The following is a 24414-nucleotide window of genomic DNA, read 5'->3' as shown; positions in this document are numbered from 1 at the left end:
ATGGCAGAAATTAAAATCACACCAGAAGAACTTGAAAGAATCTCAGGAAATTTTAAAAACGCAGCAGGAGAAGCTCAAAGCCAAATTAATAGACTTGAGGGCGACATTAATAGTTTAGAAGGTCAATGGGCTGGGGCAACACAAGCGAAATTCCGTGGAGAATTTATTCAATCTAAACAAGCAATGCAACAATATATTCCAATTTTAGAGGGGATTTCTACAGATTTAAAACGTATTGCTGATAAATTCCGTAACACAGATAACGCATACTAAGAATAGAACAATCGCAAAAGACCGGGAGCTATTGTTCCTGGTCTTTTTTTGAAAAATTGCTATACGAGAGTAAGGGGATAAAATGGGATTCCGACCAGAAGTAGGAGAAAAAATTAACCTTAATAAAGATGTGTATCGTTTTGAGAAACACCCAGCTGTAATTGGTATTGAAATGCCCTATGGTCAAGAAGGAAGACAAGGGACAGTATATCAATTACAACAAGAAAATGGTGTGGACCGAATTGCATTAAAGGTTTTTAAGGAACGCTATCGTGAGGAAAAACATCAACTAGCATTTCTGAAACCACTTTCTTCTTTAGCGGGTCTTAAAGTATGTTCACGCTATATCGTTACTACAGAAGAACATACATCTGCTATCGAAAAATCAGAAGATCTTGCTAATAGTATTGTAATGCCTTGGATTGAAGGTCCAACTTGGGCTGATATTTTACAAGAACAACGAGTGTTATCAAAAGAACAATGTTTCTTTATTGCAGAAGCATTTCTTACAACACTTAAAATGATGGAGGAAAATGAAGTTGCTCATAATGATTTATCGTCTAGCAACGTACTCATACCTTTCTTGAGTGAGAATCCAATTGAAGGACAACACTATATCGAACTTGTTGATGTTGAGCAAATGTATGGCCCAAAAACGAAAAGACCTTCGTTATTGCCAGCTGGTTCAGCGGGCTACGCACCAATGTATTTAAAAAGTGGAGTATGGCAAAAAGAAGTCGATCGATTTGCAGGCGCCATTTTATTAGGAGAAATATTAAGTTGGTGTAGTGAAGAAGCTCGGAATAAAAAATGGACGGATGCAAGTTACTTTAAAACGGAAGAAATGCAGACAGAATGTGAAAGATATACGTTACTTCAGCAAGTATTACATAATCAATGGAATGGGGAAATTGCAAAACTATTTAAGCAGGCATGGAGTAGTAACTCTTTCGCAGAATGTCCAAGCTTTGCACAGTGGTACGATGCATTTAATAGCGCGAGAGAAATAATAAAAATTGATGCGGAAAGGCAGTCAGCAGAAGAACACTCTCTTTTTGTATCAAAATGTTTGGAAATTGCAAGATTGTTAGAAGAGAGAGGCTTTAAACAAGCGGCATTATATGAATATAAAATAATTTTCAATTCACTCAATCCATCAACAGCTCTGCAAAAAGAACTCGCATACATCATTCAAACTATGGAGAGTCGAGAGCCTGAAATAAATAAAAAAATGGTCCTACAAAATTATTTGGAATTAGCTACTGAATTGGAACGAGAAAACAATGCAGCATTTGCTTGTTTCGTCTATTCACGAATCGTACAATTTCCAAACATTGATCATGCGTTAAAACAGGAAATTGAAAGCATTATTGAAGAGATAAAAGAAGAGCAAGGAACACAGTCGCGGCAAGAAGTAGCAGCCACAATTACAGTTCCAAATAGCATTCTACAGAGCCGGAAACAAACGAAAAAACAAGTGGAATATGATATAGATGATGAGATTTTAAATGCAAAAGCATCGAATCAACCACTTACAGTAACGCATGAACAAAGTGAACCGTCTTCTTTTTCTAAATGGTGGAAAAAGAATAAAAAACGGATTTTGATTATTGGCTCAACTGTAGTTGTTGTTATAGGTGGTTCAACGTTATTTTATTTCTACACAACAAACGCTAAATATCAAAAGTTTATGGAACAAGCACGACAAGCTTATGATGATAAAAAATATACAAAAGCAGAAGAAGCTGTTGGGCATGCGATTGCTGTGAAGGGAAAAGACGAGGCGCACCTCCAATTAGCAACGATTTACGTTGCTGAAGGGAAAAATAAAATTGCAATCGATTATATTACAAAATTAATAAAAGATAGGGAAATAGATAAAGAAAATAATGACGCTGCCTATCTATTAGCTTCAGCGAATTTCCGTATCGGAAAATATCAAGAAGCAGTGCTAAATTTTGAACAAGCATTAGCGAATAATGCAAAAGGAATTGAACCATACAAAAAAGATGCGATGCGAGATTTAGCTGTAAGTCATATGAAAATGAAAGAATTTGAAAAGGCAGAAGATGTTATTCTCAAAATGAGCGCGAAAACAAATGAGGATAAGGCAATTGTTTCGTATTTAAAAGGTCAACTATCAACTGCAACTGTGCAGTTAGACAAAGCGGAGTCTTTCTTTAAAGAAGCTATTAAACAGGATTCAAAGAATGCTATATATACAATTGAACTTTCAAATTTATATGTGCTTTGGAATAAAACAAACCTAATTGATAGTGCGAAGAAAGAAATGAATTATCAACAAGCGTCTCACATATTACAAGCGGCGATTCAAAAAGATATGAAAAATATAGAGTTATTAAATCAGCTAGGAATTGTGTATTATGAAGCGGGTCAATTTTACGAAACGCGAGATGGTGCAAAGAGTAATGCTGCATATCAACAAGCGTTAGAAGCTTACAATAGAGTTGTCAACAGTGGGACTCGCGACATAAATACGCTTGTGAATATAGGGATTTTATACGATAAAGTGGGACAAGGAAATGAAGCAGAGAAATTCTTCGCAGAAGCATATTCACAAAATGATGAAAATGCGCATGTGAATTTTGCATTTGGGATGTTTAAAATCAAACAGAAAAAATATGAAGAGGCGAGTCGTTTCTTAAGAAAAACTGTACAAGCAAATGAAAATGAATCTGAAGTAAGAGCGGCGCAAGAAAAACTAACAGAAATGAAAACAAACGGCTGGATTCAGTAAAGATAGGAAAAGGGGAAAAGAACATGGAAGAAAACAATAATAATCTAGGAAAAAAAGTTGCTATATCTGTAATGTCAGTGGCTTTATTTGGAACGTCAGGGTATCTTGTCTACGATAAAGGCTTTAATACAGCAGGAAAAGAACAAGTGAAATTAGCAAGTAATACAGAAGAGAAAAAAGATGACCGTATTACAGGGGGGAATTTACAGTCTATGTTCCCAAATTTAGTTGCTGATCCTGCAAAAAAAGATGAAAAACCTGGCGAAAAACCAACTATTAATTTAGCAGACTTAATTGGAAATAATAAATCACCAATTACACCAGTAACGTATAAACCAGATGAGGTGTCGGTAGAAAAGAAAGATCCACAAATCAAATTATCAGATGCACCAACTCCACAAAAGCCAGAGTTGCCAACGAATATGGGGGGGCCTGTGGTGGAACCGAGTAAAAATTTGCCGGATAGTTTGGTGGACCTGGGGAAAACATCAGGTGGTGATAAGGAACTAGAAAAACCAAAACCGGATGGCGATAAAGAACCAGAAAAACCAAAACCGGATGGTGATAAAGAGCCGGAAAAATCAAAACCAGATGGTGATAAAGAACCAGAAAAACCAAAACCGGATGGTGATAAAGAACCAGAAAAACCAAAACCGGATGGTGATAAAGAACCAGAAAAACCAAAACCTGATGGTGATAAAGAGCCGGAAAAACCAAAACCAGATAGTGATAAAGAACCAGAAAAACCAAAACCGGATGGTGATAAAGAACCGGAAAAACCAAAACCACCAGTGCCACACGATCAAATTACAGTATCACCAATAACGGGAGATATTTTAGTTGAGTGGTATGCTGGAAATGGAGAGAAATATTCATCTGTATTCTTTAATGAGTATTACGGGAAAGAGCAAGACTCTAATAAATTAGATATGTTAGCTGAATATTCCGAGGAACTGAAAGATTTGACACTTATATCTCAATTAAATAAGGAGTCAAATGCAAAAACGTTGGCTAATCATAGATTAACATTGGACAATTTGGGAGAAATTTTAGCTAATAAGAATAATTATTCCAATCAAAGTGCATTATTTTATTTGCGTAATCAAATGAATACACTTAAGGAAAAAGTTACAACACAACAAGAGTTACAAAAGTATTTAAATGAAAAACAGAAAGAGTATATTCAATTTGTTGGAAAGTTAATATATGATAAAGCTGTTTATGAGGAAGGGCTTTGGTTGGAAGATCCGTATAATCCGGAGAATCTAGTCTATTTAGAACAAGCTTTAAGTAAATATTATTTAGTCACATCAGTGCTCGAAAGTGTGGATCCAAAAATAGTAGAAGCTGCAAATCAACGTGTAGAGAAGATTTTTTACAAACTATTAGAAGAAGAATTAAAGAATATTAACATCGACAAACCGGTAGTGACATCTAATAATGATACCAAGGAAAACGTAGGTACAGAGGAAGAACTTGTAACTAGCAGTAATGGAGAAAAAGCGGTTAAAGAAGATAATAAGGTTGAAATTGAGGCGTCAGAAATAGCTAGTGAGAAAGATAAAAAAGATCAATTAATTGAAAGTGAAAAAAGCAATATAGAAAACAAGGAAAAAATAGAGCATAAAAATAAAGATAGCAAAGATACAGTCGATCAAATGAAACCGGAAAAATCAGAAAAAGAAAAAAGAATTGATCAAGCAATTGAGCAAATCGAAACATATTTAAATTCTGAAAATCCACAATATGAAAAGACATTAAAATTAGTAAATGAATCGATTGCTGATGCAAACAATCAACAAAAAGAAAAACTAGATCAGCAATTTAGTATGGCTGTAGAGGGACTTCAAGGACAAATAAAAGCTCCTACTACTTCAGTGGAAGTTGCTCTAAATAAAGCAAATTTATTAGCAAATACAGCAAAGGTTGAAAAATCCGTTCAAGATGAAGCTAAAAAATTATTAATGCCACTTATGTTTGAAAGAAAAGCAATTGAGGCTGCGAATATGGGAGAGTATTATACAGCTGTATTGAATATTGCGAATGCAATTCGCACAAAACACCCATTAGAACGTTCAAGAGAAGAAATGGTTAATTATTCGAATAAATTATGGGTAAAGACAGAAAATGAATGGAATGAAATGAATGGAACAACAGGGTGGCAAAATAAGGTAGAAAAAACAGTGCTACCATCATACACATTACTGGCACAATTAAAGGATATCGATAAGACTATTGGCCAAATTAACGGAATGGGTATGATTGATAGTGCATCAAGAAAGATGGAGGGAATTCAGCTAATACAAATAGCGAGTGCAAAAGCGAATGAGCCAGGAAAACTTTTTGATGCTTTACATTACTTCGGACAAGCTTCGAATCGCGGGGTAGACGATGAAAAAGGATTCACTAAAGTTGCAAATGAAGTATTATATGCAGCGGAGCAAGCGGAAAAAAGTAATTATTTATCAGCATTAGAAATTTATCAAATTCTTTATAAGACGCCAGGTATTGAACTGACTGGAATGAAAGATAAAGCCAAAGCTGCCATTGAATATTTAAGTGCATTTGATGCTGCAAATAAAAGGGCTAATCATGTAAGCACTATTGAAGATTTAGCATCAGTAATTGAATTAACACATCAATCAATGATGCTAGGGTATCAGCAGGAGCCTGTAAATAAATTTATGAAGTCTGTTTCTGAAGAAATGTTAGAGACAGGTGAAGAGTATTTAAAGAAAAATGATAGTAATAATGCATATAAATGTTTCGAGTTTTTAACTCGACCAATATATTCAGCTACAATTGATGGAGAATTGCGCCAAAAAGCAATGAAACAATTAGACGAAATTAAAGCTATAAACGTTCAAAAATAATTAGATTTAAATTTCGCCATCTTACTTTGCGTAAGATGGCGAAATTATTTCACATAAGGAGTGAAGTTCAATGAGTTTACTAGAAATTTGCCCATTAGATGAGGCGTTAGTGGAAGCTTTACAGAATGAAGAAAAAAGAGTTCGTTTTTATGAGATATTACAGAAAACAAATTTATACGTTGTAGCTTCTGTCGAGGGAGATACAAATGTAGATGAAGAAGGGAATTTGATTTCAACTGATAATACACAATTACAAATTCATTATTTTGAAATGGAAGAAGGATTAATGTTACCACTGTATTCTGATTTGAAACATTTAGAAATGGTTATTCCAGAAGAATGTCCATACGTCTCTATGAATGCAGTTGAATTATTAAAGACGATAGATTTAGAGGCAAATGTAATATTAAATCCAGGAACAAAATTTCAAAAATTATTTGTAAAGGAAGAAATTGAAGCGATTTGTGATAATAGTATTTTTGATGTTTTTTCTAAAGGGGATAAGTAAAATTTGATGCAGTTCTATTCATTTTTGGTATAAAATAGAGGAAGGTGGGAGAAGGTTTGGAAATTAAGGTCAAACCTGAACAACTCGAACAAATTGCCAAAAACATATCAGAGATGCAAACACACAGCCAGAATATACAACAGAATCTCAATCAATCTATGTTTAGTATTCAAATGCAATGGCAAGGAGCAACGAGTCAGCATTTTTATGGGGAATATATGAGATCAATGAGGCTCATGGAATCTTACATACGTAACTTACAAGTTACAGAAAAAGAATTACGGCGTATCGCTCAAAAGTTTCGTCAAGCAGATGAAGAATATCAAAAGAAACAAAATGAAAAATTGAAAGAAACCCATAAAACAGAAAAGAAACATGAAAAATCATGGTGGGAAAAGGGAGTAGAAGGAGCAGCTGAATTCATTGGAGTAAATGATGCAATTCGTGCAGTTACCGGTAAAGACCCTATTACAGGGAAAGAATTATCATCAAAAGAAAGACTCATCGCCGCAGGATGGACACTCCTAAACTTTGTTCCTGTTGGAAAAGTGGCAAGTCTTGCTGGAAAAGGAATAAAGTATGTCGCTTCTAGCTTTGGGAAGACGATTGTAAAAGCAGGAAAAAGACTAGGCGAAGGCGTAACAATGGTAGCCGGAAAAGCTGGAAAAGCAGCTGTTGATGGCATAAAAACAGCCAGCCACAAAGTAAAAGAGGGAGTAAACTTTGTAGCCTCGACAGCAAAAGGCTTTGCCGATAAAATCGGAAGTCTATGGAACAAAGGTGCCACAACCGTAAAAACAACCTTCTTACAGGGGAATGAAAAGATCCAGCACGCAGTAAAAACATTACTGGAGTACAAATGGATCCCAGGCGAGGGAAAAGGCTTCGCCATGGCTGGAGTAGGAAATGTCTCAGGAGGAGGACAGTATTCTCTGAAAGAGGCTTATCAGTATATGGAGAGTAAGGTTGTTAAGGGTACGGGTAATAGAGAGGCTGAAGTTCCACCTGCTTTTAGACAAACTGATTTTGCTAGTTCTTATGAAGCAAGGTATAATCAGACACCTTCACCAATTAATTCGAAGGTTGAATTTGAAGGAATCAGAGGAGAATCTTTAAGTACGCTTAAACCACCACCAGACCCTAAATTGAAACGTATATTAGATGAAGCTGGCATTAAAGGTATTCAATATAAAAACGGAGTTCCTGATTTTTCACCAGTATCAAAGGCTCAAATTGAAATTGACTATATGCTTGGAGGAAAAGGAAATTATGGTACAAAGGCTAGGACATACAATTTTGCTCAAGCAGACCAAAAGTTAGCAGATAAGCTAAATGACTCAGTTGAACTAGCTCGCCAATTTGGAATGGAACCTGGTGGGGTTACCGCGAAAGACATAGACAAATATCGAACAAAAAATCAATTAACATGGCATGAAGTAAATGATGTGAAAATAATGCAACTTGTACCGACAGAGATAAATAAAAGATTTGGGCATCTTGGTGGAGTAGGTGAGATAAACGCAGGGGCGTTTGAGCCAGGAGGATTTGCTAAAAAATAAAAAGGAGAAGTAAGATGAAAATAAATGATGCGGTTTTTGGTGAGCTTGAATATGATTTTGTGTGGTCTAAGGATACTAGCATTAACTTTTTGGGAAATGAAGTCGAGATAGCACTAATAGTAAAAGGTGATGAGGATGGTAAGTTTGATGAAGAACAATATGTAGCATATACTTCACTCATGCAAAATTGGGAACAATTACAACAAAGCTTTTTGCAATCAATATTAGACTATTACAAACAAGAGCGTCAGGAACTAGGTTATGATATTGAAGTAAATGAAAACTATCCATTAGTTGAAACAACTAATGAAATATTAGAAATGATAAGTTTAGATGGGATTGTTGTTCCCTATGCAGGTATTTTTGACGGTCGGGATATTGGAATTACATTTAATTGTACATGGGATACAGAAAATGGGCTAGGGATTCGTTTGCTAAATGAAAAAGTAACTGAAGTAGGTTATCAAGACGTTGCAATTTAAAATAGGCTGTTAAAAAGTACATAACACTCTATGATGGTTGTACCATCATAGAGTGTTATGTGCAATGATAGAATAGAAAACGAGGTACGAGCTTAGGCGAGATGACATTTTACTGGGCGATGATGATAAACACATGGAATGTATATTAAACTAACGAACTCGTAAGTTTTAACGTAGTAGTTGTCACGACATATAAAAGGTGTCATACTGTTACAATAAAACTTACAAAATTAATGCTACTTAAAGCACTTGATTGTCGACTAAAGGCAACGAGTGCTTTTTTGTGTTTTAACGTGAAAGTTTAAAAGAGGATTATAATTTTATAAGTGTATTAATTGTTAAATTTTATAGATTGTAATGGCTATGTACAGTATACGACGATAGTAGAAGAAAAAATAAAGGGTTGTGTTATGTTTTGAAGTCATCGTAAAGTACGTTTTAACGGATGCATGTTACAAACAAGTTATCCGCAAAAAACGGGTAAACGTTACAGGGACTTTAATTGCTGTAACGGGAAGGGGCTCAATATGGGAGAGAAAGTAGTTGGTTATGTACGAGTTTCAACGGAAGGACAAGTGCGTGAAGGGTATAGCCTAACGTATCAAGTAGAAGAAATTGAACGGTACTGCATCGAAAATAAACTACAACTGCTTCACATATACGAAGATAAAGGAATCAGCGGAGCGAAAGTAGATGAAGATGGATTAACAGTTGAACGTGAGGGATTAGAAGAGCTATTGTCGGATATGGCGTATCAACAAGTGAGTCAAGTTGTTGTACTAAATACATCTCGTTTATGGCGCTCAGACATGGCAAAAGTGTTAATACAACGAGAGCTAAAGAAATATGAGGTAGATGTGAAAGCAATTGAACAACCAAATTATAGTATATACACGCATGACCCAAATGACTTTTTAGTAAATGGTATGTTAGAGCTATTAGATCAATATCAACGTCTTGAGATTGCATTAAAGCTAAGTAGAGGCAGAAAGAAAAAAGCAGAACAAGGTGGATATGCGGGGGGCGGTGTGATGTTTGGTTATAGAGTAAAGAAAGGACAACAAGTGTTAGAAGTAGATACGGAGAAAGCAGTGGTTGTACGTAGACTATTTGAGTTAAGACACTTTTTTAAACATTGGTCGCTGACTCAATTGGCAGAACGACTAAATAGGGAAGGGTATTGTACTGAGAAAGGAAAGTTGTTTACGAAAGTGCAAGTGAAACGTATGTTAGACCGAGAGAACTTTTATCGAGGGGTATATACATACGGGCAAATACAAACAATTGGGAAACATCCAGCAATTATTTTATAAATTCACTTAAAAAATTAGCTCATTTTACTATATGTACTTATGAAATTATGAAAATGGATAGGCTTGCGTACCTATGCGCATCGGAAGATGAACGCTCGAACTAAGGTTGCCGACATTTTTATATATGACTAAATTATTGAATAGAGGGATGAGTTATGCATAATAGACAGAACTATTTGTATGTAGGAGTAGATTTACATAAGGAGCATCATACGGCTGTTATAATTAATTGTTGGCAAGAGAAATTAGGAGAAATACAATTTGAGAATAAACCATCGGCATTTTCGGAGTTTTTATTAGAAGTAGAGACATATGTGAGTAATGGTTTATCAGTTGTATTTGGTTTAGAAGATGTTGGTGGTTACGGAAGAGCGTTAGCGAAATATTTAGTAGATCATGAACAAGTAGTGAAAGAAGTAAATCCAGCTTTATCATTTTTAGAACGAAGGAGCCAAGTGATGATACAAAAAAATGATAGTTGGGATGCGGAATGTGTGGCACGCATATTGGTAAACAAATTTAATCAATTGCCAGATGCAAAGCCAAACGATTTATTTTGGTCGATACAACAATTGGTTTCAAGAAGGAATGCATTAGTAAAAGCACAAAGTGCATTAAAGAACCAATTACATATTCAATTAAACCACCATTATCCAAGTTATAAAAAGTTTTTCTCAGAGTTAGATGGAAAAACAGCATTAGCGTTTTGGCAGCAATATCCGTCACCATCTTGTTTAGAGGGAATGAATATAAAGCAATTAACAGCTTTTTTATTAGATGTTAGTAACAATACCTGTTCGGTAAATAAAGCAAGCGACATATTAAAACTTGTAAAAGAAGATGGACATACAATGAAGGAATATCAAGAAACACGAAACTTTTTAGTAAGAAGTATTGTACGGGACATTGAGTTTAAAAAGAAAGAAATGAAATACATCGAAAGAGAATTAAAGCAGCTAGTAAATCTATTAGATTATCAATTAGAGAACATGCCGGGAATAGAACTTGTGACGGCATCAGCATTAATTGCAGAAATTGGGGATGTAAGGCGATTTCCAAATGCCAATAAATTAGCACGATTTGCGGGGATTGCGCCTGTTTACTTTGGTTCTGGTGGGAAAGGTAAGACACAAAAAAGCAAACAAGGAAACAGGGCGCTACACGCTTTATTTTATAATTTAGCAGTACAGCAAGTGCAAGTAGCAAAAGGCAGTAAGATGCCACGAAATCCAGTGTTTCATGCGTACTATCAGAAGAAACTAAAAGAAGGAAAAACAAAGGGACAAGCATTGGTATGTATTATGAGAAGGCTTGTAAACATTGTATATGGCATGATGAAATATAAAACAGCTTATGAGTTGCCAGTAGTGGAAGAAAAAGAAGTAGTTTAATAAGGGTTTACATGGTTTGCTTTTTTATTGTGAGGGTTTAAGATTACAACATAGGGTACGGGTAATCCTCCTAAGATAACGGAAATACAAAGGGGGACCTTGGGAAGCACATTATTAAAGGGAAAAATGGAAGAAAAGAACTGGCACCAAACGTGCGTTATATTACCGAGGATGGTTATAAATATACAACAGATGAGCTTGGTAGAATAGTAGATGTTGAGGCAGGAGAATTAATACTTCAAAAAGGAAAACGAAACAAAGGAATGCAAGTGGCAGCAGGCCGTGAAGATAGAAGTGACATAACATATTTTTCTCCTTATATTTTATTTGTAAATATTTTCTATATAGGTTTATGAAAATCCTTTTCGACAAAAAATTAACATAGCCCTTGACAGTTATAAATATAACCGATATACTTCATATTAATTTCAAAAGAAAATATATTCTAAATATTAAAATGCATTGAATAGGAGTAGTAAGGTCATGTATTTGTACAGAGAGCTATGGGTTGGTGCGACATAGTCAAATGACATCCTGAACTCGCCTAGGAGCAGTAAGGTGGAACGGAATCACATTCTTAGTAAATCTTAACGGTTAACCTTCGATATTAGGTTTGTAATCAAACGATTACTACTAAGGTGGATTCATAATGGAATCAATAAGGGTGGTACCGCGTTAAGTGAATGGCTTAGCGTCTCTTTATATAAAGAGATGCTGGGCCATTTTTTATTTTATAGAAAAAGAAATGGAGGGTTTATTCGGATAGGTATATAAAATTTGTTTATTTATATAAAAGGATTTAATTAGGAGGAAAATAAGATGAAACAGACGGAGCAATGGACTTCGAAATTAGGTTTTATAATGGCAGCAGCAGGATCAGCAATTGGACTTGGCGCAATATGGAAGTTCCCTTATATTGCTGGAAAGAGCGGGGGAGGAGCATTCTTTTTAATCTTTATATTATTTACTGTATTAATTGGATTACCGCTACTTATAGCTGAATTTATGATTGGACGCAGTACACAAAAACAAGCAGTTGGAGCATTTAAGAGTATCGCACCAAATACAGGATGGCACTGGATTGGACGTCTTGGCGTTGGAACTTGTTTTATATTACTTTCATTTTATAGCGTTGTAGGTGGATGGGTTTTAATATATTTTTTCAGGGGAGTAACAGGACAACTTATTACTCCGGGACAAAATTACGGTTCGTTATTTACTGAAACAATTGGAAATCCGGTTTGGGCTATCACTGGACATTTCGCTTTTATGTTCATTACGATATGGGTTGTATCAAAAGGTGTACAAAACGGAATTGAAAAAGCAAGTAAATATATGCTACCAGCATTGTTCGTTTTATTTGTCGCCCTTATTATTCGTTCATTAACACTGGATAATGCAATGCAAGGTGTGAAGTTTTTCTTACAACCAGATTTCTCAAAGATTACTTCAGAAAGTATTTTGTTCGCAATGGGCCAATCATTCTTTGCGATTAGTATAGGGATTTCGATTATGGTTACGTATAGCTCGTATTTAAATAAAAAAGAAAGTTTACCAAAATCAGCAATAACAATTGTTGGATTGAATTTATTCGTTTCTTTATTTGCAGGTCTTGCCATTTTTCCAGCAGTATTTTCATTAGGAATGGAGCCGACGGAAGGGCCCGGATTGCTATTTATCGTATTACCATCTGTATTTAGTCAAATTCCATTCGGCGGATTGTTCTTAACAGTATTTCTTGCGCTATTTACATTTTCCACATTAACATCGGCATTTTCTCTACTAGAGACGGTTGTTTCAGCATTAGCAAATGGTGAACAAGAAAGAAGAGCTAAACTTTCATGGATCATCGGTTTCTGCATTTTCCTAGTAGGTATACCATCGGCCTTATCATTTGGAGTATGGAGTGATATTACGATTTTTGGGAAGAATATTTTTGATGCAGTAGACTTCTTATCTAGTAATATATTAATGCCGCTTGGAGCGCTATTCATTAGTATTTTCGTATCATTCAAGATGGAAAAGAAAGTGCTAGAAGCTGAATTTTTTGTAGGTGGAAATTACGGAAAGAAAGTATTTACTTGCTGGGCATTTTTACTTCGGTTTTTAGCACCACTTGCAATAATTATTGTCTTTTTAAATGTAATAGGGATTATTTAATATTAAATGTTATAATATTCGGTAAAAAAGAAGGTGATGATCATAAAAACGAATTTGATTGAAGTTGGGAAATATATGAACATTAGAGGGAAAAAGCTATACGTTGAAACACATGGAAGTCCTAAAAATAAACCAGTATTATTTTTACACGGTGGTCCAGGTGAAAGCTGTTATGATTTTTCATTTCATCAAGCGGAACGATTAAAAGATTCCTTATATGTAATTATGATAGATCAAAGAGGGGTTTGTCGGTCAGAAGTAATTACCGAAGAAGAAACTTTTGGACTATGTGATTTAATTGAAGACTGTGAAGAACTAAGAAAAGTATTACAAATTGAGAAATGGTCTGTAATTGGACATTCTTTCGGTGGATATTTAGCGTTGTTATATGCGTCGATGTATCCAAATTCAATAGAGAAAATAATATTTGAAGGTCCGACTTTCGATTTTGCATTAACAAGTAGGGCCTTACTACAAAAGAGAGAAACTTTATTAAAAAAGTATGGAAAAGAATTAGTGGCAGAAGACTGCTTTGCTTATTCATCTAATAATGCTAGTTCAGAAGAGTTGTTAGAAGCTTATATAAGATTAAGTGCTGAATTAGAAGAAAAAAGAATGGAGATTTACAATTATAAAAAAGATGAGACAGACGATAGTTTATATAGTGATGAAGAGTGGGAAGTATTTTCAAATCGCTCCAAAATCCATTTTGATAGAGTAAAATTAGAGGGAGCATGTCATACGTCATTATTATCTAAAATAAAAGATATACAAAATCCAATGTTATTAATTGTAGGAAAACATGATGTAGTAACGTGTGAAAAACAAATTGAAACATTTAATAAAGATGCTCAAAATGGGAAGCATATCATATTCGAAGAGAGTGGCCATACACCACATTATGAGGAAGCTGATCGATTTGCTGAAACAGTCATTCATTTTTTGAACTAAAAAAGAAAGAGCGCTTCGTATAATGCGAAGCGCTCTATTTTAAATTTCTGGATAAGTGATTGTAATATTAGGCCATTTACTTTGCCATTTCTTTTGATTAACTCTTTTGTTGTACATATGTATTCGTTCTTTCGTTTCAAGAAAATGAGGTGTAGGTTTCACTTGTAATGAAAGTACATCTTCTATTCCGCATGGGGATGTTAATATGACTTTGTTTTGTTCGTCCAAAGAAACACCAAGAGCGGTTGCTGTTTCAGGAAATTTAGAAATAGCATCAACAGAAGAAGAGTATGGCGGCATTCCATTCACTACATGCATGCGAGTTTGATTTTTTACTGACCAAGGGATAGAGGCATCCATATTCGTCAGCTTCTGTTCTAATGATTGTTCGTACACCTCATCTTTATGTAATGCATCATAATAAATGACATCAACGTCTGGTGTAGCTGTTCTTACTTTGTAGTTATGTAATGCATCCCAAATTTTAGAACGGACAAACCCGGCACAAATCCACCAATCAGGTAGCTCTAGTGATTTTGCCATTTGTAATACATTCATCATCCATTCGTCGTTTTCTATTAAGTGAATTAAATCTTGCTCTGTTTTTATATTCATCGATAAATACACCTTCCTAGTAGATTAATGCATCAGCTCAATAATCCATAAAATCCAGTGAGCACCTGGTACAAATAAAAGTTGTGCTAATAAGGTGCCGAAAAGTCTAGAAATCATTAGCCAACCATACATTTTACTCATAGATTCAGCGCCATTTTCTGATTGTAAAGCACGTTCTGTCAAAAGTGCTATACGTGGATCGAGTAACACTGTTAATAAAATTGTAGCAAAACCATTCACAAGGCCAGAAGCTGTACTTGCATTTGTTGCGTAATCTGGATTTAGAAAAGAAGCATAAAGGGCAGAAAGAACACCTGCTGTATAAATTGCAGTAGCAAACATGTTAATAAGCATAATACGCTTTGGGATACCACCGATACGCAATCTATGAATCATTTCAAATCTTGGAAAGCGCACATATTTTTTTGTGTACTTTAATTTTTGAATGTTATTTGTTTTCATCATTCGAATGAAAGAACCATCTGTTTCAAAGTTTTGAATGACATATCCAAATAGTTTTGTCAAAGTTGGATAAAGAATAATCGCAAGTAATGTACCGATGGAAGCAGATAATAGTACAAGTCGTATAGTATGCTCTAAATTAATAGAAGCATCTCGTTTTGCGTCATCGACAATCCCGCCAATTAAAAAGGCTTGTAGTAAATTTGACGTTCTTGAAATAAGTAATACCATTCCTACGACAGATAAGGCAACGACAATCTTTTTTAAACGGACACCAGCTAATCGAATACTATAAGAGCTAGTTTCAACTGCGTGGATAACAATTGTGAAAGCCATTATAAAAATTAACGTAATTGACATGTGATTCACCAGTTTCTATTAAATTAAGTATAACTTTTTTACTTTATCATATCTTTTGTGATTTTGTAACTGAAAGTATAAGGGTTAGAAAAAGTAATTTTCTGAAAAGTTAGATGGTGATAGTATAGTAAAGGGGTAAGTAGGAGAATGGCCTTAATGGGGTACATATAAAATCAGTGGAGGAATTAAATATGTATACAACATTTCTATTTGATTTAGATGGAACATTAACTGATCCGAAAGAAGGGATAATCAATGCTGTTCTATACGTGTTAGAAAAAATGGGGATTGAAGAAGTGAATATAAGTGAGTTAGATTCATTTATCGGTCCACCAATGCAACAATCTTTTGCAGATAGATATAATATGAATGAAATAGAAGTAGAACGAGCGGTGTTTTACTTTCGGGAATATTTAAAGCAAAGTGGTTTATTAGAGAATAAAGTATACGATGGAATTACAGCCTTATTGCAAGAATTAAAGGATGCTGGCAATCGTTTGTTTGTAGCAACTTCAAAGCCTACCGTATTTGCGAAACAAGTAATAGAGCACTTTCAGTTAACATCTTTTTTTGAAGAGATTGTTGGGAGTAATTTAGATGGGACAAGAATAAAAAAGGAAGAAATAATTGCTCATATTTTACAAACAAATGAAGAACTTCAAAAAGAAGAAATGGTGATGATTGGTGATAGAAAGCATGACGTAATCGGTGCGAACAGTAACGGAATTGCTTCAATAGGTGTATTGTATGGATATGGTAATGAGAATGAATTGAGCGATGCTGGGGCGATTCATATAGTGAAAGATGTCGAAGAGTTACAAAGATTTTGTATAGAGAATAGTACGATAAACTATAGAAATAGAACCTAGAAATCCCTTTATAACATATGACGATGAAATCGTTTTTGTTTAAAGGGATTTTACATATGTAATCGAATACTATAATTAGACAATTTTAGCATGAAAAATTTGTAATAAAGTAAAACTTTAATTAGTGGAAGCTTTGTCCATCCGGCACTGATTATCAGCCCCACCAATCGGGCTGTTACGAGCAGTTGATATCCCACCTAGCTTCTGCACATTTGCTGAATTTTAAGGTGGGAGTCTTACTGCCCGCAAATAGCGGGATAAAAAGAGGAGGAATGTCATGAAATAAAAGGGTTCGAAATACGAGTAAAAGTTCGTCATTAAAAGATTGAATTTTCAGTTTAAAAGGAGGGTTATAATTGGAGCTAGTTATTATTTTATTAGCACTTAGTTTACTCATGTTTGTAGCATATAAAGGATTTTCTGTAATATTATTCGCACCGATTTTTGCATTATTTGCGGTATTTTTGACAGAGCCTAGTTTTGTATTACCTTTCTTTTCAAATATTTTTATGGAGAAAATGGTAGGATTTATTAAATTATATTTCCCTGTGTTTTTACTTGGAGCAATATTTGGGAAAGTAGTAGAAATGTCAGGAATCGCTGATTCCATCGCAAAGACGATTGTAGAGTTAGTTGGAGAAAAACGTACAATTTTAGCGATTGTTTTAATGGGAGCTATTTTAACGTATAGCGGTGTTAGTGTGTATGTAGTGGTGTTCGCTATATTTCCGTTTGCGGCTAAGTTGTTTCGACAAGCGGATATTCCAAAACGTTTAATCCCTGGCACAATCGTTCTTGGAGCAGCGACATTTACAATGGATGCGCTTCCTGGATCACCACAAATTCAAAATGTAATACCTACAACTTTTTTTAAAACTGATATTTATGCAGCACCGATACTTGGTATTTTAGGAGCAATTTTTGTTTTAACGTTAGGTTTACTTTATTTAGAGAGTAAGCGTAAGAAGGCAAAAGCAGCAGGAGAAGGGTATTTTGGTTTTAACGATGGAAATTCTGAAATGGCAGCATCTTTGCAATTAGAACAAAAAGATATGCCGATATTAAGCAGTATTGAAATTACAAGAGTACAGCAAGTAATTGCGTTTGTACCACTTATTTTAGTAGGTGTAATGAATAAAGTTTTCACAATCATGATACCAAAGTGGTATCCAGATGGTTTTGATTTCTCAGCTATTGGTATGAAAGCATTTGGAAAAGTTGAATTAAGTGCGGTAGTTGGGATTTGGTCTGTAGAATTGGCACTTATTATAGGGATTTTATCAACGCTTTTATTATATTGGAAACGAGTAGTAACTGGATTTCAAGCTGGATTGAATACAAGTATTGGTGGAGCGCTACTTGCAACAATGAATACAGGCGCGGAGTTTGGATTTGGTGGTGTTATTGCAGCACTTCCAGGCTTTGCAATTATGAGAGATAGCATCTCTGCAACTTTCACGAATCCATTAGTAAATGGGGCAGTAACGACGAATATTTTAGCTGGAATTACAGGTTCAGCATCAGGCGGAATGGGAATTGTGTTAAGTGCGATGGGGGATAAATTTATTGCAGCGGCTAATCAATATGATATTCCATTAGAAGTTATGCACCGCATTGTATCAATGGCATCAGGCGGAATGGATACATTACCACATAATGGTGCAATTATTACTATTCTAACGGTAACAGGATTAACACATAAACAGTCATATAAAGATATATTTGCTATTACAATTTTGAAAACGATTGCTGTATTTGCAGTCATCGCATTCTATACTTTAACAGGGATCTATTAATACTAGTTAATATACGAAAAGAAAATATTTATTAGATTGATATTTTACATAATAAAATATTTATTGTAACTACTCAGTCACTCTATGAAAAATCGGCAGAAAAGTTTTTTAAGTTGGTCGAGAGAGGACCCGGCTATTTATAGGAGCGGTCAGGGCCTTTCCTGCCACGCACAAAGTTTTAAAACAAAGTATAGTTAATAAGGGGGCTTATTTTAACTGGAATAATAGACTTTATCAAACTTCTGAATGAAATGCATGGCTGAGTAGTTGCAAATATTTATTATAGATAGAAGGGGTGGAGTACTTGCAAGAAGTTGCTGAGTTTCGTATGCCGAAGTCTGTATTATATGGAAGAAATTCGTTTGAAAAACTAGGGGATCAATCAAGAAAGTTAGGGAAAAGGGCTTTTATTGTCAGTGATACAATTATGGAGAGTTTCGGTTATGTTGAAAGATGTGTGGATCACTTAAATGCGAAAGGGATTACTGTTATTACGTACAATGAAGTAAACACTGAGCCTACAAATTTACACGTATTGGAAGCGTTATCTATTTGTAAAGAAGGAAAATGCGATTTTATCATAGGTATTGGAGGAGGAAGCTGTATTGATGCTGCGAAAGCAGTAGCAGTGTTATATACAAATGGTGGAGAAATTGAAGATTACGTCCAAAAGGATATAGAAATAGAATACAATCCACTACCGCTAATCGCAATCCCTACGACTTCTGGTACTGGATCGGAAGTAACAAGTGTAGCAGTAATTACAAATAAAAAAACAGATGTGAAAATGATGATAAAACATCCAAGCTTTATCCCTCATGTTGCTATAATAGACCCGATTTTTACAAGTTCGGTACCACCTCATATTACTGCAGCAACGGGAGTAGATGCATTATGCCATGCAATTGAAGCTTATATTTCTAAAGTTTCACAACCTCTTACAGATGTTCTTGCTCTTTCAGCTATTGAAAGCATTATGAAATATTTACGTATCGCATATGAAGATGGAGATAATATGGAAGCAAGGGAAGCAATGATGATTGCTTCATTACAAGCTGGGATTGCTTTTTCAAATGCATCTGTTACATTAGTGCATGGTATGTCCCGTCCAGTGGGAGCATTATTCCATGTACCACATGGAATATCGAATGCAATACTATTACCTACAGTTTTAGAGTTTACAAAAATGAGTGCAATAAAAAGGTTAGCAGAAGTAGGACGTAGCTTAAACAAAGATTTGTATTCACATTCTGATGAAGAAGTAGCGAACTACACGATTGCTGAAATTAAGAAACTTTGTTTTGATCTTCGTATTCCTAATTTAAGAGAATACGGAATTGACGAAGTTGAATTTGAAAATGCTATTTCTAAAATGGCGAAAGATGCAATTGCAAGTGGTAGCCCAGGAAATAATCCACGAGTTCCTTCTTATGATGAAATCAAACAGTTGTATCGAGAGTGTTTTAATTATCAATATGAAGATGCTATAAAAACATCAGGACTTTAATTTCAGAATATTATAATAAAATTTCCTTGGAAATAGTTAAAACAAGACTTTATATTATAAATTTAAAGTCTTGTTTTATTGTGTATAATATACATAATAAAATATTGTTATTGGTTTTATAAAAATAGTTTAGGTAGGTGTTTTACTATGAAAACGATAGGTCTTATAGGTGGTATGAGTTGGGAATCAACTTCTGAATACTATCGAATTTTAAATGAAGAAATAAAAAGTAGATTAGGTGGATTACATTCAGCAAAATGTCTGATTAATAGTGTGAATTTTGAAGAGATTGAACGATTCCAGTCTAGCGGAGATTGGGAGGGAGCAGGAGAAGTATTAGGGAATACGGCGTATTCATTGCAGAAAGGAGGAGCAGACTTTATAATCATTTGCACAAATACAATGCATAAAGTAGTTGAGAAAATAAAGGAGAATATTAACATTCCAGTATTACATATTGCGGATGCAACTGCAAAAGAAATAAATAGAAAAGGTATTCAATCAGTTGGTCTGCTTGGAACAAAATATACGATGGAGCAAGATTTCTATAAATCACGTATAGAAGAGAATGATATAAAAGTAATAGTACCATTAGGAAAAGATAGAGAAAAAATAAATGAAGTAATATACAAAGAATTATGTTTAGGAAAGATAACATCTCAATCTAGAGAGTATTATAAAAGAGTTATAGAAGAGTTAGTGCAAAAAGGGGCGCAAGGAATAATATTAGGGTGTACAGAAATAGGGTTATTAATAAAGCAGGAAGACATATCAGTTCCGATATTTGATACAACGCATATACATGCGATTGAAGCAGTCAATTTCGCTTTAGAAAATAGAATGTAATTATATTATGTAAACTTAACTCGTTTGTCTGGAAAACATTCAGAAAATATTTTATAATGTAAGTGGTTACATTCAAGGGGGAATGCGGATGTTTTCAGTTCAGCCAATCGCATTTGTACATAATGAAAGAAAGGAAATAAAAGATGATGAGTGGGGAGAAGTAAGATCTTATATTACTTTAACTGATATGTATACAGAGGAAAGTATACAAGGGATTGAAGATTTTTCTCATATTGAAGTTGTCTTTTATTTTCATAAAGTAACTGATGAACAAATTCAATATTTTGCTAGACATCCTAGAAATAATAATGATTATCCTAAAGTAGGCATTTTTGCACAGCGCGGGAAAAATCGTCCGAATCGCATAGGGGCTACAATTGTAAAGGTGGTCAAAAGAGAAGGTAAATCAATTATTGTTGAGGGGTTAGACGCTATTGATGGCACCCCTATATTGGATATAAAGCCGATAATGAAAGAGTTTATGCCGAAAGAAGAAATTCTACAGCCTAAATGGGTAACGGATATTATGAAACAATATTGGAAGGGGAATAAAACAAAATGAGAATATATGAGGCAACAATTGCAGATTTAGATGGACTAGCATCTGTTTTTAATAACTATCGCGTATTTTATCGACAAGATTCCGATATTGAAGGAGCAAAAGTATTTTTACGAAATCGAATCGAGAGAAAAGAATCCATTATTTTCGTGGCAGTTGAAGATGGAGAATATATCGGATTCACGCAACTATATCCATCATTTTCTTCTATTTCGATGAAAGAGTTATGGATTTTAAATGATCTGTTTGTACAAAAGGCGAAGCGCGGAGCCGGAACAGGTAAAAAATTGTTAGAAGCTGCTAAAGAATTCGCCTTAGAAAATGGCGCAAAAGGTGTGAAATTACAAACAGAGATTGATAATTTATCAGCTCAGCGATTATACGCTGAAAATGGATACTTGAGAGATAATCGTTATTTCCATTATGAATTAACTTTTTGAAATATATATAGTTAAATGAGACGTTTTCAATGTGAAGACGTCTCATTTAATTTTTTTATTGATGATTTAAAATCCAATTTGTAGCATCTTCAAAGTTTTTTGCGATGTAGTTTGGTTCAATATGTGCCCATTTATCTCGGAATGTATGTAAAGCATCATATCCAGCGCCAGTTTGAACCAATATAGTCGTTGCATTTACTTTTGCCCCAGCAACAATATCCGTCCAGCGATCACCGATTACAGCGCATTTTGTTAAATCAAGCCCATGTTTTTCCGCTGCTTGCAGGAGCATACCTGTGCTCGGTTTGCGGCATTCACATCCATCACCATGTTTATGAGGACATAGATAAATATCATCAAAACCAAACTCTTTTAATTCTTTCGTAAAATCATTCGCAGTTGCTTTTCCATCCGCGATACCTGGTTGATTCGTAAAAGAGAATAGTTTAATATTTTGGGCTTTTAACTTTTGTAAAGATTCCTTTGTAAAAGGAAATAATGTGAAAGAACCTGGATAATGTATTGTAGTATCACCGCCAATTGTTCCGTCACGATCAATGAATATTGCTTCAATGTTTGTCATAGTTATAGTCCTTTCAATTTAAATTAAAATCTACAAACATTAAGTATTCTCTTGAAATATGCTTTTTCCTGCTACAGAAATAAATATATCAGAAGTGATATAATACTATATTAAGAGGGATATGTTATCATTTTCCTTGATTGTAATGTAAATGGAAAGAAGGTAAGTATTATGTTAGAGGTGAATATCCGCTCAGCCGGATATGAAATTGGTGAAAAGACAGTTCATGATATTGCATTTGCAATTGAAAAAGGAGAGTTAGTGGCTCTTATTGGTGCAAATGGCGTAGGAAAGAGTACGACAATTAAGTCGATACTCGGTTTGCTTGTCAATATGGATGGTGAAATCTCGTTTGGTGAAAAGAAAAATCCATATGCATATGTACCGGAGCATCCCACTTATTATGATTATTTAACTTTATGGGAGCATATTGAATTGTTAATGGCTGCCCGTGGAAATGAAGAGGGACATTGGGAGGACAAAGCAAAGGAATTATTACATACGTTTCGAATGGAAAAACATATACACGAATACATATCAAAATTTTCAAAAGGTATGAAACAAAAATCGATGCTAATATTAGCATTTTTAACAGAGCCAGATTTCTATATTATTGATGAGCCTTTTATCGGTTTAGATCCAGTAGCCACGAAAGACTTTTTGAATTATTTATATAAAGAAAAAGAGCGAGGAGCAGGTATATTACTTTGTACGCACGTGCTGGATACAGCTGAAAGAATTTGTGAAAGATTTTTACTCATTTCGCAAGGTACATTAGTAGCAGATGGGCATTTAGAGGCGATCCAATCGTTAGCAAAAATGCCAGGACGTACACTGTTAGATTGTTTCGATGCAATTGTAAGGCGGGAACAAAATGATTAAACAACAGTTTAATAAAAGGTTACGTCATGAATTGCAAAGAAAATGGAAAGCGATTCGTTCTGTAACAGATTGGACAGTAGCATTATATATTATTATTCCAGCACTTATATTTGCGGGGATCTATTATCGTTCACTATGGATGAAAGAATTATCGATGGAAGAGAACATTTATTTTGGGTTAGGTTTACTTGCGTTTTATTTTGTCACATTTTCAAGAGGAGTTCGCTCATTTTTTGAACAAGCAGATAGTTTATTTTTAATTTCGTACCCAAATCATATGCGAAAATTAATGAAGCTTGGCATTATATATACGTTAATTCGGATTGCAATAACGAACGCAATTGTAGTATTCATTATGCTGCCTATATTGATGAAAAGTATGGGAGCGACAATTATACAAATCGTACTGTTCTGGATGTTCTTTACTGTTTTTCGATTTATGCTATCGTTGTTGACGAGATTCATAAATGTACGTGTGGGGAAACGATGGGTTTTATTGATTATAAAAGATGTTATATTTTCTTTAAGTTTAGTCTATTTTGGAATCAGTGTATTTTTCATTTTTAAAAATCCATTGTATTTCATATTATTTACCGGCCTAGTAGCTGTACTTACTGTAGTCTTAGTAAAAGAAAAGATGAATTATAAAAATTTCTTTTTTAAAGAAGTTGAGAAAGAAAAAGAAGAAAGTATGCGCTGGACTGTAGGGATTATGCAAGTTGGTGGTCATGCAGCTAAACCAAGTAGTTCGAATAAAAAACCGTGGATGTTCCCTCGGTCTAAAAAGATATTAGGAAAAAATTCTGATTCGCGTATTGTAGAAGCTTTTTTAAAAGAATTTTTGCGTACAAGTAGTGCTTTAATATTTTATGTTCAAATTGTATGTATAAGTACTGTAAGTATTATCGTGACTCCGCAGTGGATAACAGCTATTATTCTTGTATTTGCTATAGTTGCTATTTCTCGCTATGCGCGTGATTATTGGAATGAATTTACGAAGAAAATGTTTCTACATTTATATTGTGATGAAGGAGAATTACTACTATTAAGGTGGAAGGCGGATCGTTATTTGCTCCTTCCAGTCGTATTCATATACGGGACGGTCATCCTTTCTCAGTTTTATTTATTACCAGCAGTAATTATTGGAGTTATTTTTATAGTATTCATTGGTTGGATTGTATTTTTACCATAGAAAAAGAGCCGGAAGCGGCTCTTTTTCTAGTCTGT

Annotated in this window: 21 protein-coding genes, 1 pseudogene and 1 other annotated feature; of the genes and pseudogenes, 19 read left to right on the top strand and 3 right to left on the bottom strand. The window is 34.5% G+C overall.

Annotated elements, in window-relative coordinates:
- The 11 genes and pseudogenes from NSS74_RS12975 (at position 1) to NSS74_RS12925 (ending at position 14268) form a co-directional block, all read left to right on the top strand.
- Positions 1–273, top strand: a complete 273-nt coding sequence (locus NSS74_RS12975) for a WXG100 family type VII secretion target (RefSeq protein ID WP_002141592.1) — start codon at positions 1–3, stop codon at positions 271–273.
- Between the two features lie 82 nt (positions 274–355).
- Positions 356–3031 carry a tetratricopeptide repeat protein gene (locus NSS74_RS12970; protein WP_340813720.1) on the top strand — a complete coding sequence of 892 codons (2676 nt, stop codon included), beginning with the start codon at positions 356–358 and terminating at the stop codon, positions 3029–3031.
- Positions 3032–3054: 23 nt separating this feature from the next.
- Positions 3055–5904, top strand: coding sequence for a hypothetical protein (locus NSS74_RS12965; RefSeq protein ID WP_340813718.1), 2850 nt, complete (start codon positions 3055–3057; stop codon positions 5902–5904).
- 70 nt (positions 5905–5974) lie between these two features.
- Positions 5975–6412 (top strand): SseB family protein, encoded by a 438-nt coding sequence (locus NSS74_RS12960; RefSeq protein ID WP_002141597.1) that lies wholly within the window; start codon positions 5975–5977, stop codon positions 6410–6412.
- A gap of 56 nt (positions 6413–6468) precedes the next feature.
- Positions 6469–7971 carry a WXG100 family type VII secretion target gene (locus tag NSS74_RS12955; RefSeq protein ID WP_340813717.1) on the top strand — a complete coding sequence of 501 codons (1503 nt, stop codon included), beginning with the start codon at positions 6469–6471 and terminating at the stop codon, positions 7969–7971.
- Positions 7972–7985: 14 nt separating this feature from the next.
- Positions 7986–8453, top strand: coding sequence for a DUF2004 domain-containing protein (locus NSS74_RS12950; RefSeq protein WP_002141600.1), 468 nt, complete (start codon positions 7986–7988; stop codon positions 8451–8453).
- A 527-nt stretch (positions 8454–8980) separates the two neighbouring features.
- Positions 8981–9766: a recombinase family protein gene (locus NSS74_RS12945; RefSeq protein ID WP_340813711.1), complete on the top strand. Its 786-nt coding sequence runs from the start codon at positions 8981–8983 to the stop codon at positions 9764–9766.
- Positions 9767–9921: 155 nt separating this feature from the next.
- Positions 9922–11157, top strand: coding sequence for an IS110 family transposase (locus NSS74_RS12940; protein ID WP_340813710.1), 1236 nt, complete (start codon positions 9922–9924; stop codon positions 11155–11157).
- Positions 11158–11232: 75 nt separating this feature from the next.
- Positions 11233–11450 (top strand): annotated as a pseudogene (locus NSS74_RS12935) (DNA/RNA non-specific endonuclease); the annotation flags it as partial.
- 160 nt (positions 11451–11610) lie between these two features.
- Positions 11611–11859 (top strand) — a binding site (T-box leader).
- A 117-nt stretch (positions 11860–11976) separates the two neighbouring features.
- Positions 11977–13317 (top strand): sodium-dependent transporter, encoded by a 1341-nt coding sequence (locus NSS74_RS12930; protein WP_340813709.1) that lies wholly within the window; start codon positions 11977–11979, stop codon positions 13315–13317.
- A gap of 36 nt (positions 13318–13353) precedes the next feature.
- Positions 13354–14268 (top strand): alpha/beta fold hydrolase, encoded by a 915-nt coding sequence (locus tag NSS74_RS12925; RefSeq protein ID WP_061688409.1) that lies wholly within the window; start codon positions 13354–13356, stop codon positions 14266–14268.
- Between the two features lie 39 nt (positions 14269–14307).
- On the opposite strand, the gene NSS74_RS12920 is transcribed toward NSS74_RS12925, so the two are convergent.
- Both NSS74_RS12920 and NSS74_RS12915 read right to left on the bottom strand, forming a co-directional pair.
- On the bottom strand, positions 14308–14883 hold the full coding sequence (locus NSS74_RS12920) for a nucleotidyltransferase family protein (RefSeq protein ID WP_088292690.1): 576 nt from the start codon (positions 14881–14883) through the stop codon (positions 14308–14310).
- A gap of 24 nt (positions 14884–14907) precedes the next feature.
- Positions 14908–15705, bottom strand: coding sequence for a lipid II flippase Amj family protein (locus NSS74_RS12915; protein ID WP_340813708.1), 798 nt, complete (start codon positions 15703–15705; stop codon positions 14908–14910).
- Between the two features lie 191 nt (positions 15706–15896).
- On the opposite strand from NSS74_RS12915, the gene NSS74_RS12910 reads away from it, so the two are divergent.
- From NSS74_RS12910 to NSS74_RS12885, 6 genes are all read left to right on the top strand, one after another.
- Positions 15897–16574 carry an HAD family hydrolase gene (locus tag NSS74_RS12910; RefSeq protein ID WP_340813706.1) on the top strand — a complete coding sequence of 226 codons (678 nt, stop codon included), beginning with the start codon at positions 15897–15899 and terminating at the stop codon, positions 16572–16574.
- Between the two features lie 356 nt (positions 16575–16930).
- The gene (locus tag NSS74_RS12905; protein ID WP_002085897.1) at positions 16931–18370 is read left to right on the top strand and encodes a GntP family permease; all 1440 of its coding nucleotides are present in this window, start codon (positions 16931–16933) and stop codon (positions 18368–18370) included.
- A gap of 304 nt (positions 18371–18674) precedes the next feature.
- The gene (locus NSS74_RS12900; protein ID WP_002141613.1) at positions 18675–19877 is read left to right on the top strand and encodes an iron-containing alcohol dehydrogenase; all 1203 of its coding nucleotides are present in this window, start codon (positions 18675–18677) and stop codon (positions 19875–19877) included.
- A gap of 147 nt (positions 19878–20024) precedes the next feature.
- Positions 20025–20723 (top strand): aspartate/glutamate racemase family protein, encoded by a 699-nt coding sequence (locus NSS74_RS12895; RefSeq protein ID WP_242247432.1) that lies wholly within the window; start codon positions 20025–20027, stop codon positions 20721–20723.
- 88 nt (positions 20724–20811) lie between these two features.
- Positions 20812–21285, top strand: a complete 474-nt coding sequence (locus NSS74_RS12890; RefSeq protein WP_085310860.1) for an SAM-dependent methyltransferase — start codon at positions 20812–20814, stop codon at positions 21283–21285.
- Positions 21282–21722 (top strand): GNAT family N-acetyltransferase, encoded by a 441-nt coding sequence (locus NSS74_RS12885; RefSeq protein WP_002085894.1) that lies wholly within the window; start codon positions 21282–21284, stop codon positions 21720–21722. The genes NSS74_RS12890 and NSS74_RS12885 overlap by 4 nt, the downstream gene beginning before the upstream one ends.
- A gap of 55 nt (positions 21723–21777) precedes the next feature.
- Here NSS74_RS12885 and NSS74_RS12880 read toward each other — a convergent pair whose 3' ends face one another.
- A complete protein-coding gene (locus NSS74_RS12880) occupies positions 21778–22305 on the bottom strand; it encodes an HAD-IIIA family hydrolase (RefSeq protein ID WP_340813703.1) in 528 nt (175 codons plus the stop codon).
- Positions 22306–22476: 171 nt separating this feature from the next.
- Between NSS74_RS12880 and NSS74_RS12875 the strand changes: the two genes are divergently transcribed.
- Positions 22477–23187, top strand: a complete 711-nt coding sequence (locus tag NSS74_RS12875; protein ID WP_016102094.1) for an ABC transporter ATP-binding protein — start codon at positions 22477–22479, stop codon at positions 23185–23187.
- Positions 23180–24379, top strand: coding sequence for an ABC transporter permease (locus tag NSS74_RS12870; RefSeq protein ID WP_061688413.1), 1200 nt, complete (start codon positions 23180–23182; stop codon positions 24377–24379). The genes NSS74_RS12875 and NSS74_RS12870 overlap by 8 nt, the downstream gene beginning before the upstream one ends.
- The last annotated feature ends 35 nt before the right edge of the window (positions 24380–24414 follow it).

It is taken from the genome of Bacillus sp. FSL E2-8868 (assembly GCF_038005505.1).
GTDB lineage: Bacteria > Bacillota > Bacilli > Bacillales > Bacillaceae_G > Bacillus_A > Bacillus_A mycoides.
This window is presented reverse-complemented; position numbering and strand designations above follow the sequence as displayed.

Excerpts from the sequence above, each read along its gene's own strand:
- NSS74_RS12975 (WP_002141592.1), top strand. The coding sequence starts at position 1 with ATGGCAGAAATTAAAATCACACCAGAAGAACTTGAAAGAATCTCAGGA.
- NSS74_RS12970 (WP_340813720.1), top strand. The coding sequence starts at position 356 with ATGGGATTCCGACCAGAAGTAGGAGAAAAAATTAACCTTAATAAAGAT.
- NSS74_RS12965 (WP_340813718.1), top strand. The coding sequence starts at position 3,055 with ATGGAAGAAAACAATAATAATCTAGGAAAAAAAGTTGCTATATCTGTA.
- NSS74_RS12960 (WP_002141597.1), top strand. The coding sequence starts at position 5,975 with ATGAGTTTACTAGAAATTTGCCCATTAGATGAGGCGTTAGTGGAAGCT.
- NSS74_RS12950 (WP_002141600.1), top strand. The coding sequence starts at position 7,986 with ATGAAAATAAATGATGCGGTTTTTGGTGAGCTTGAATATGATTTTGTG.
- NSS74_RS12945 (WP_340813711.1), top strand. The coding sequence starts at position 8,981 with ATGGGAGAGAAAGTAGTTGGTTATGTACGAGTTTCAACGGAAGGACAA.
- NSS74_RS12940 (WP_340813710.1), top strand. The coding sequence starts at position 9,922 with ATGCATAATAGACAGAACTATTTGTATGTAGGAGTAGATTTACATAAG.
- NSS74_RS12930 (WP_340813709.1), top strand. The coding sequence starts at position 11,977 with ATGAAACAGACGGAGCAATGGACTTCGAAATTAGGTTTTATAATGGCA.
- NSS74_RS12925 (WP_061688409.1), top strand. The coding sequence starts at position 13,354 with ATGATCATAAAAACGAATTTGATTGAAGTTGGGAAATATATGAACATT.
- NSS74_RS12920 (WP_088292690.1), bottom strand. The coding sequence starts at position 14,883 with ATGAATATAAAAACAGAGCAAGATTTAATTCACTTAATAGAAAACGAC.
- NSS74_RS12915 (WP_340813708.1), bottom strand. The coding sequence starts at position 15,705 with ATGTCAATTACGTTAATTTTTATAATGGCTTTCACAATTGTTATCCAC.
- NSS74_RS12910 (WP_340813706.1), top strand. The coding sequence starts at position 15,897 with ATGTATACAACATTTCTATTTGATTTAGATGGAACATTAACTGATCCG.
- NSS74_RS12895 (WP_242247432.1), top strand. The coding sequence starts at position 20,025 with ATGAAAACGATAGGTCTTATAGGTGGTATGAGTTGGGAATCAACTTCT.
- NSS74_RS12890 (WP_085310860.1), top strand. The coding sequence starts at position 20,812 with ATGTTTTCAGTTCAGCCAATCGCATTTGTACATAATGAAAGAAAGGAA.
- NSS74_RS12885 (WP_002085894.1), top strand. The coding sequence starts at position 21,282 with ATGAGAATATATGAGGCAACAATTGCAGATTTAGATGGACTAGCATCT.
- NSS74_RS12880 (WP_340813703.1), bottom strand. The coding sequence starts at position 22,305 with ATGACAAACATTGAAGCAATATTCATTGATCGTGACGGAACAATTGGC.
- NSS74_RS12875 (WP_016102094.1), top strand. The coding sequence starts at position 22,477 with ATGTTAGAGGTGAATATCCGCTCAGCCGGATATGAAATTGGTGAAAAG.
- NSS74_RS12870 (WP_061688413.1), top strand. The coding sequence starts at position 23,180 with ATGATTAAACAACAGTTTAATAAAAGGTTACGTCATGAATTGCAAAGA.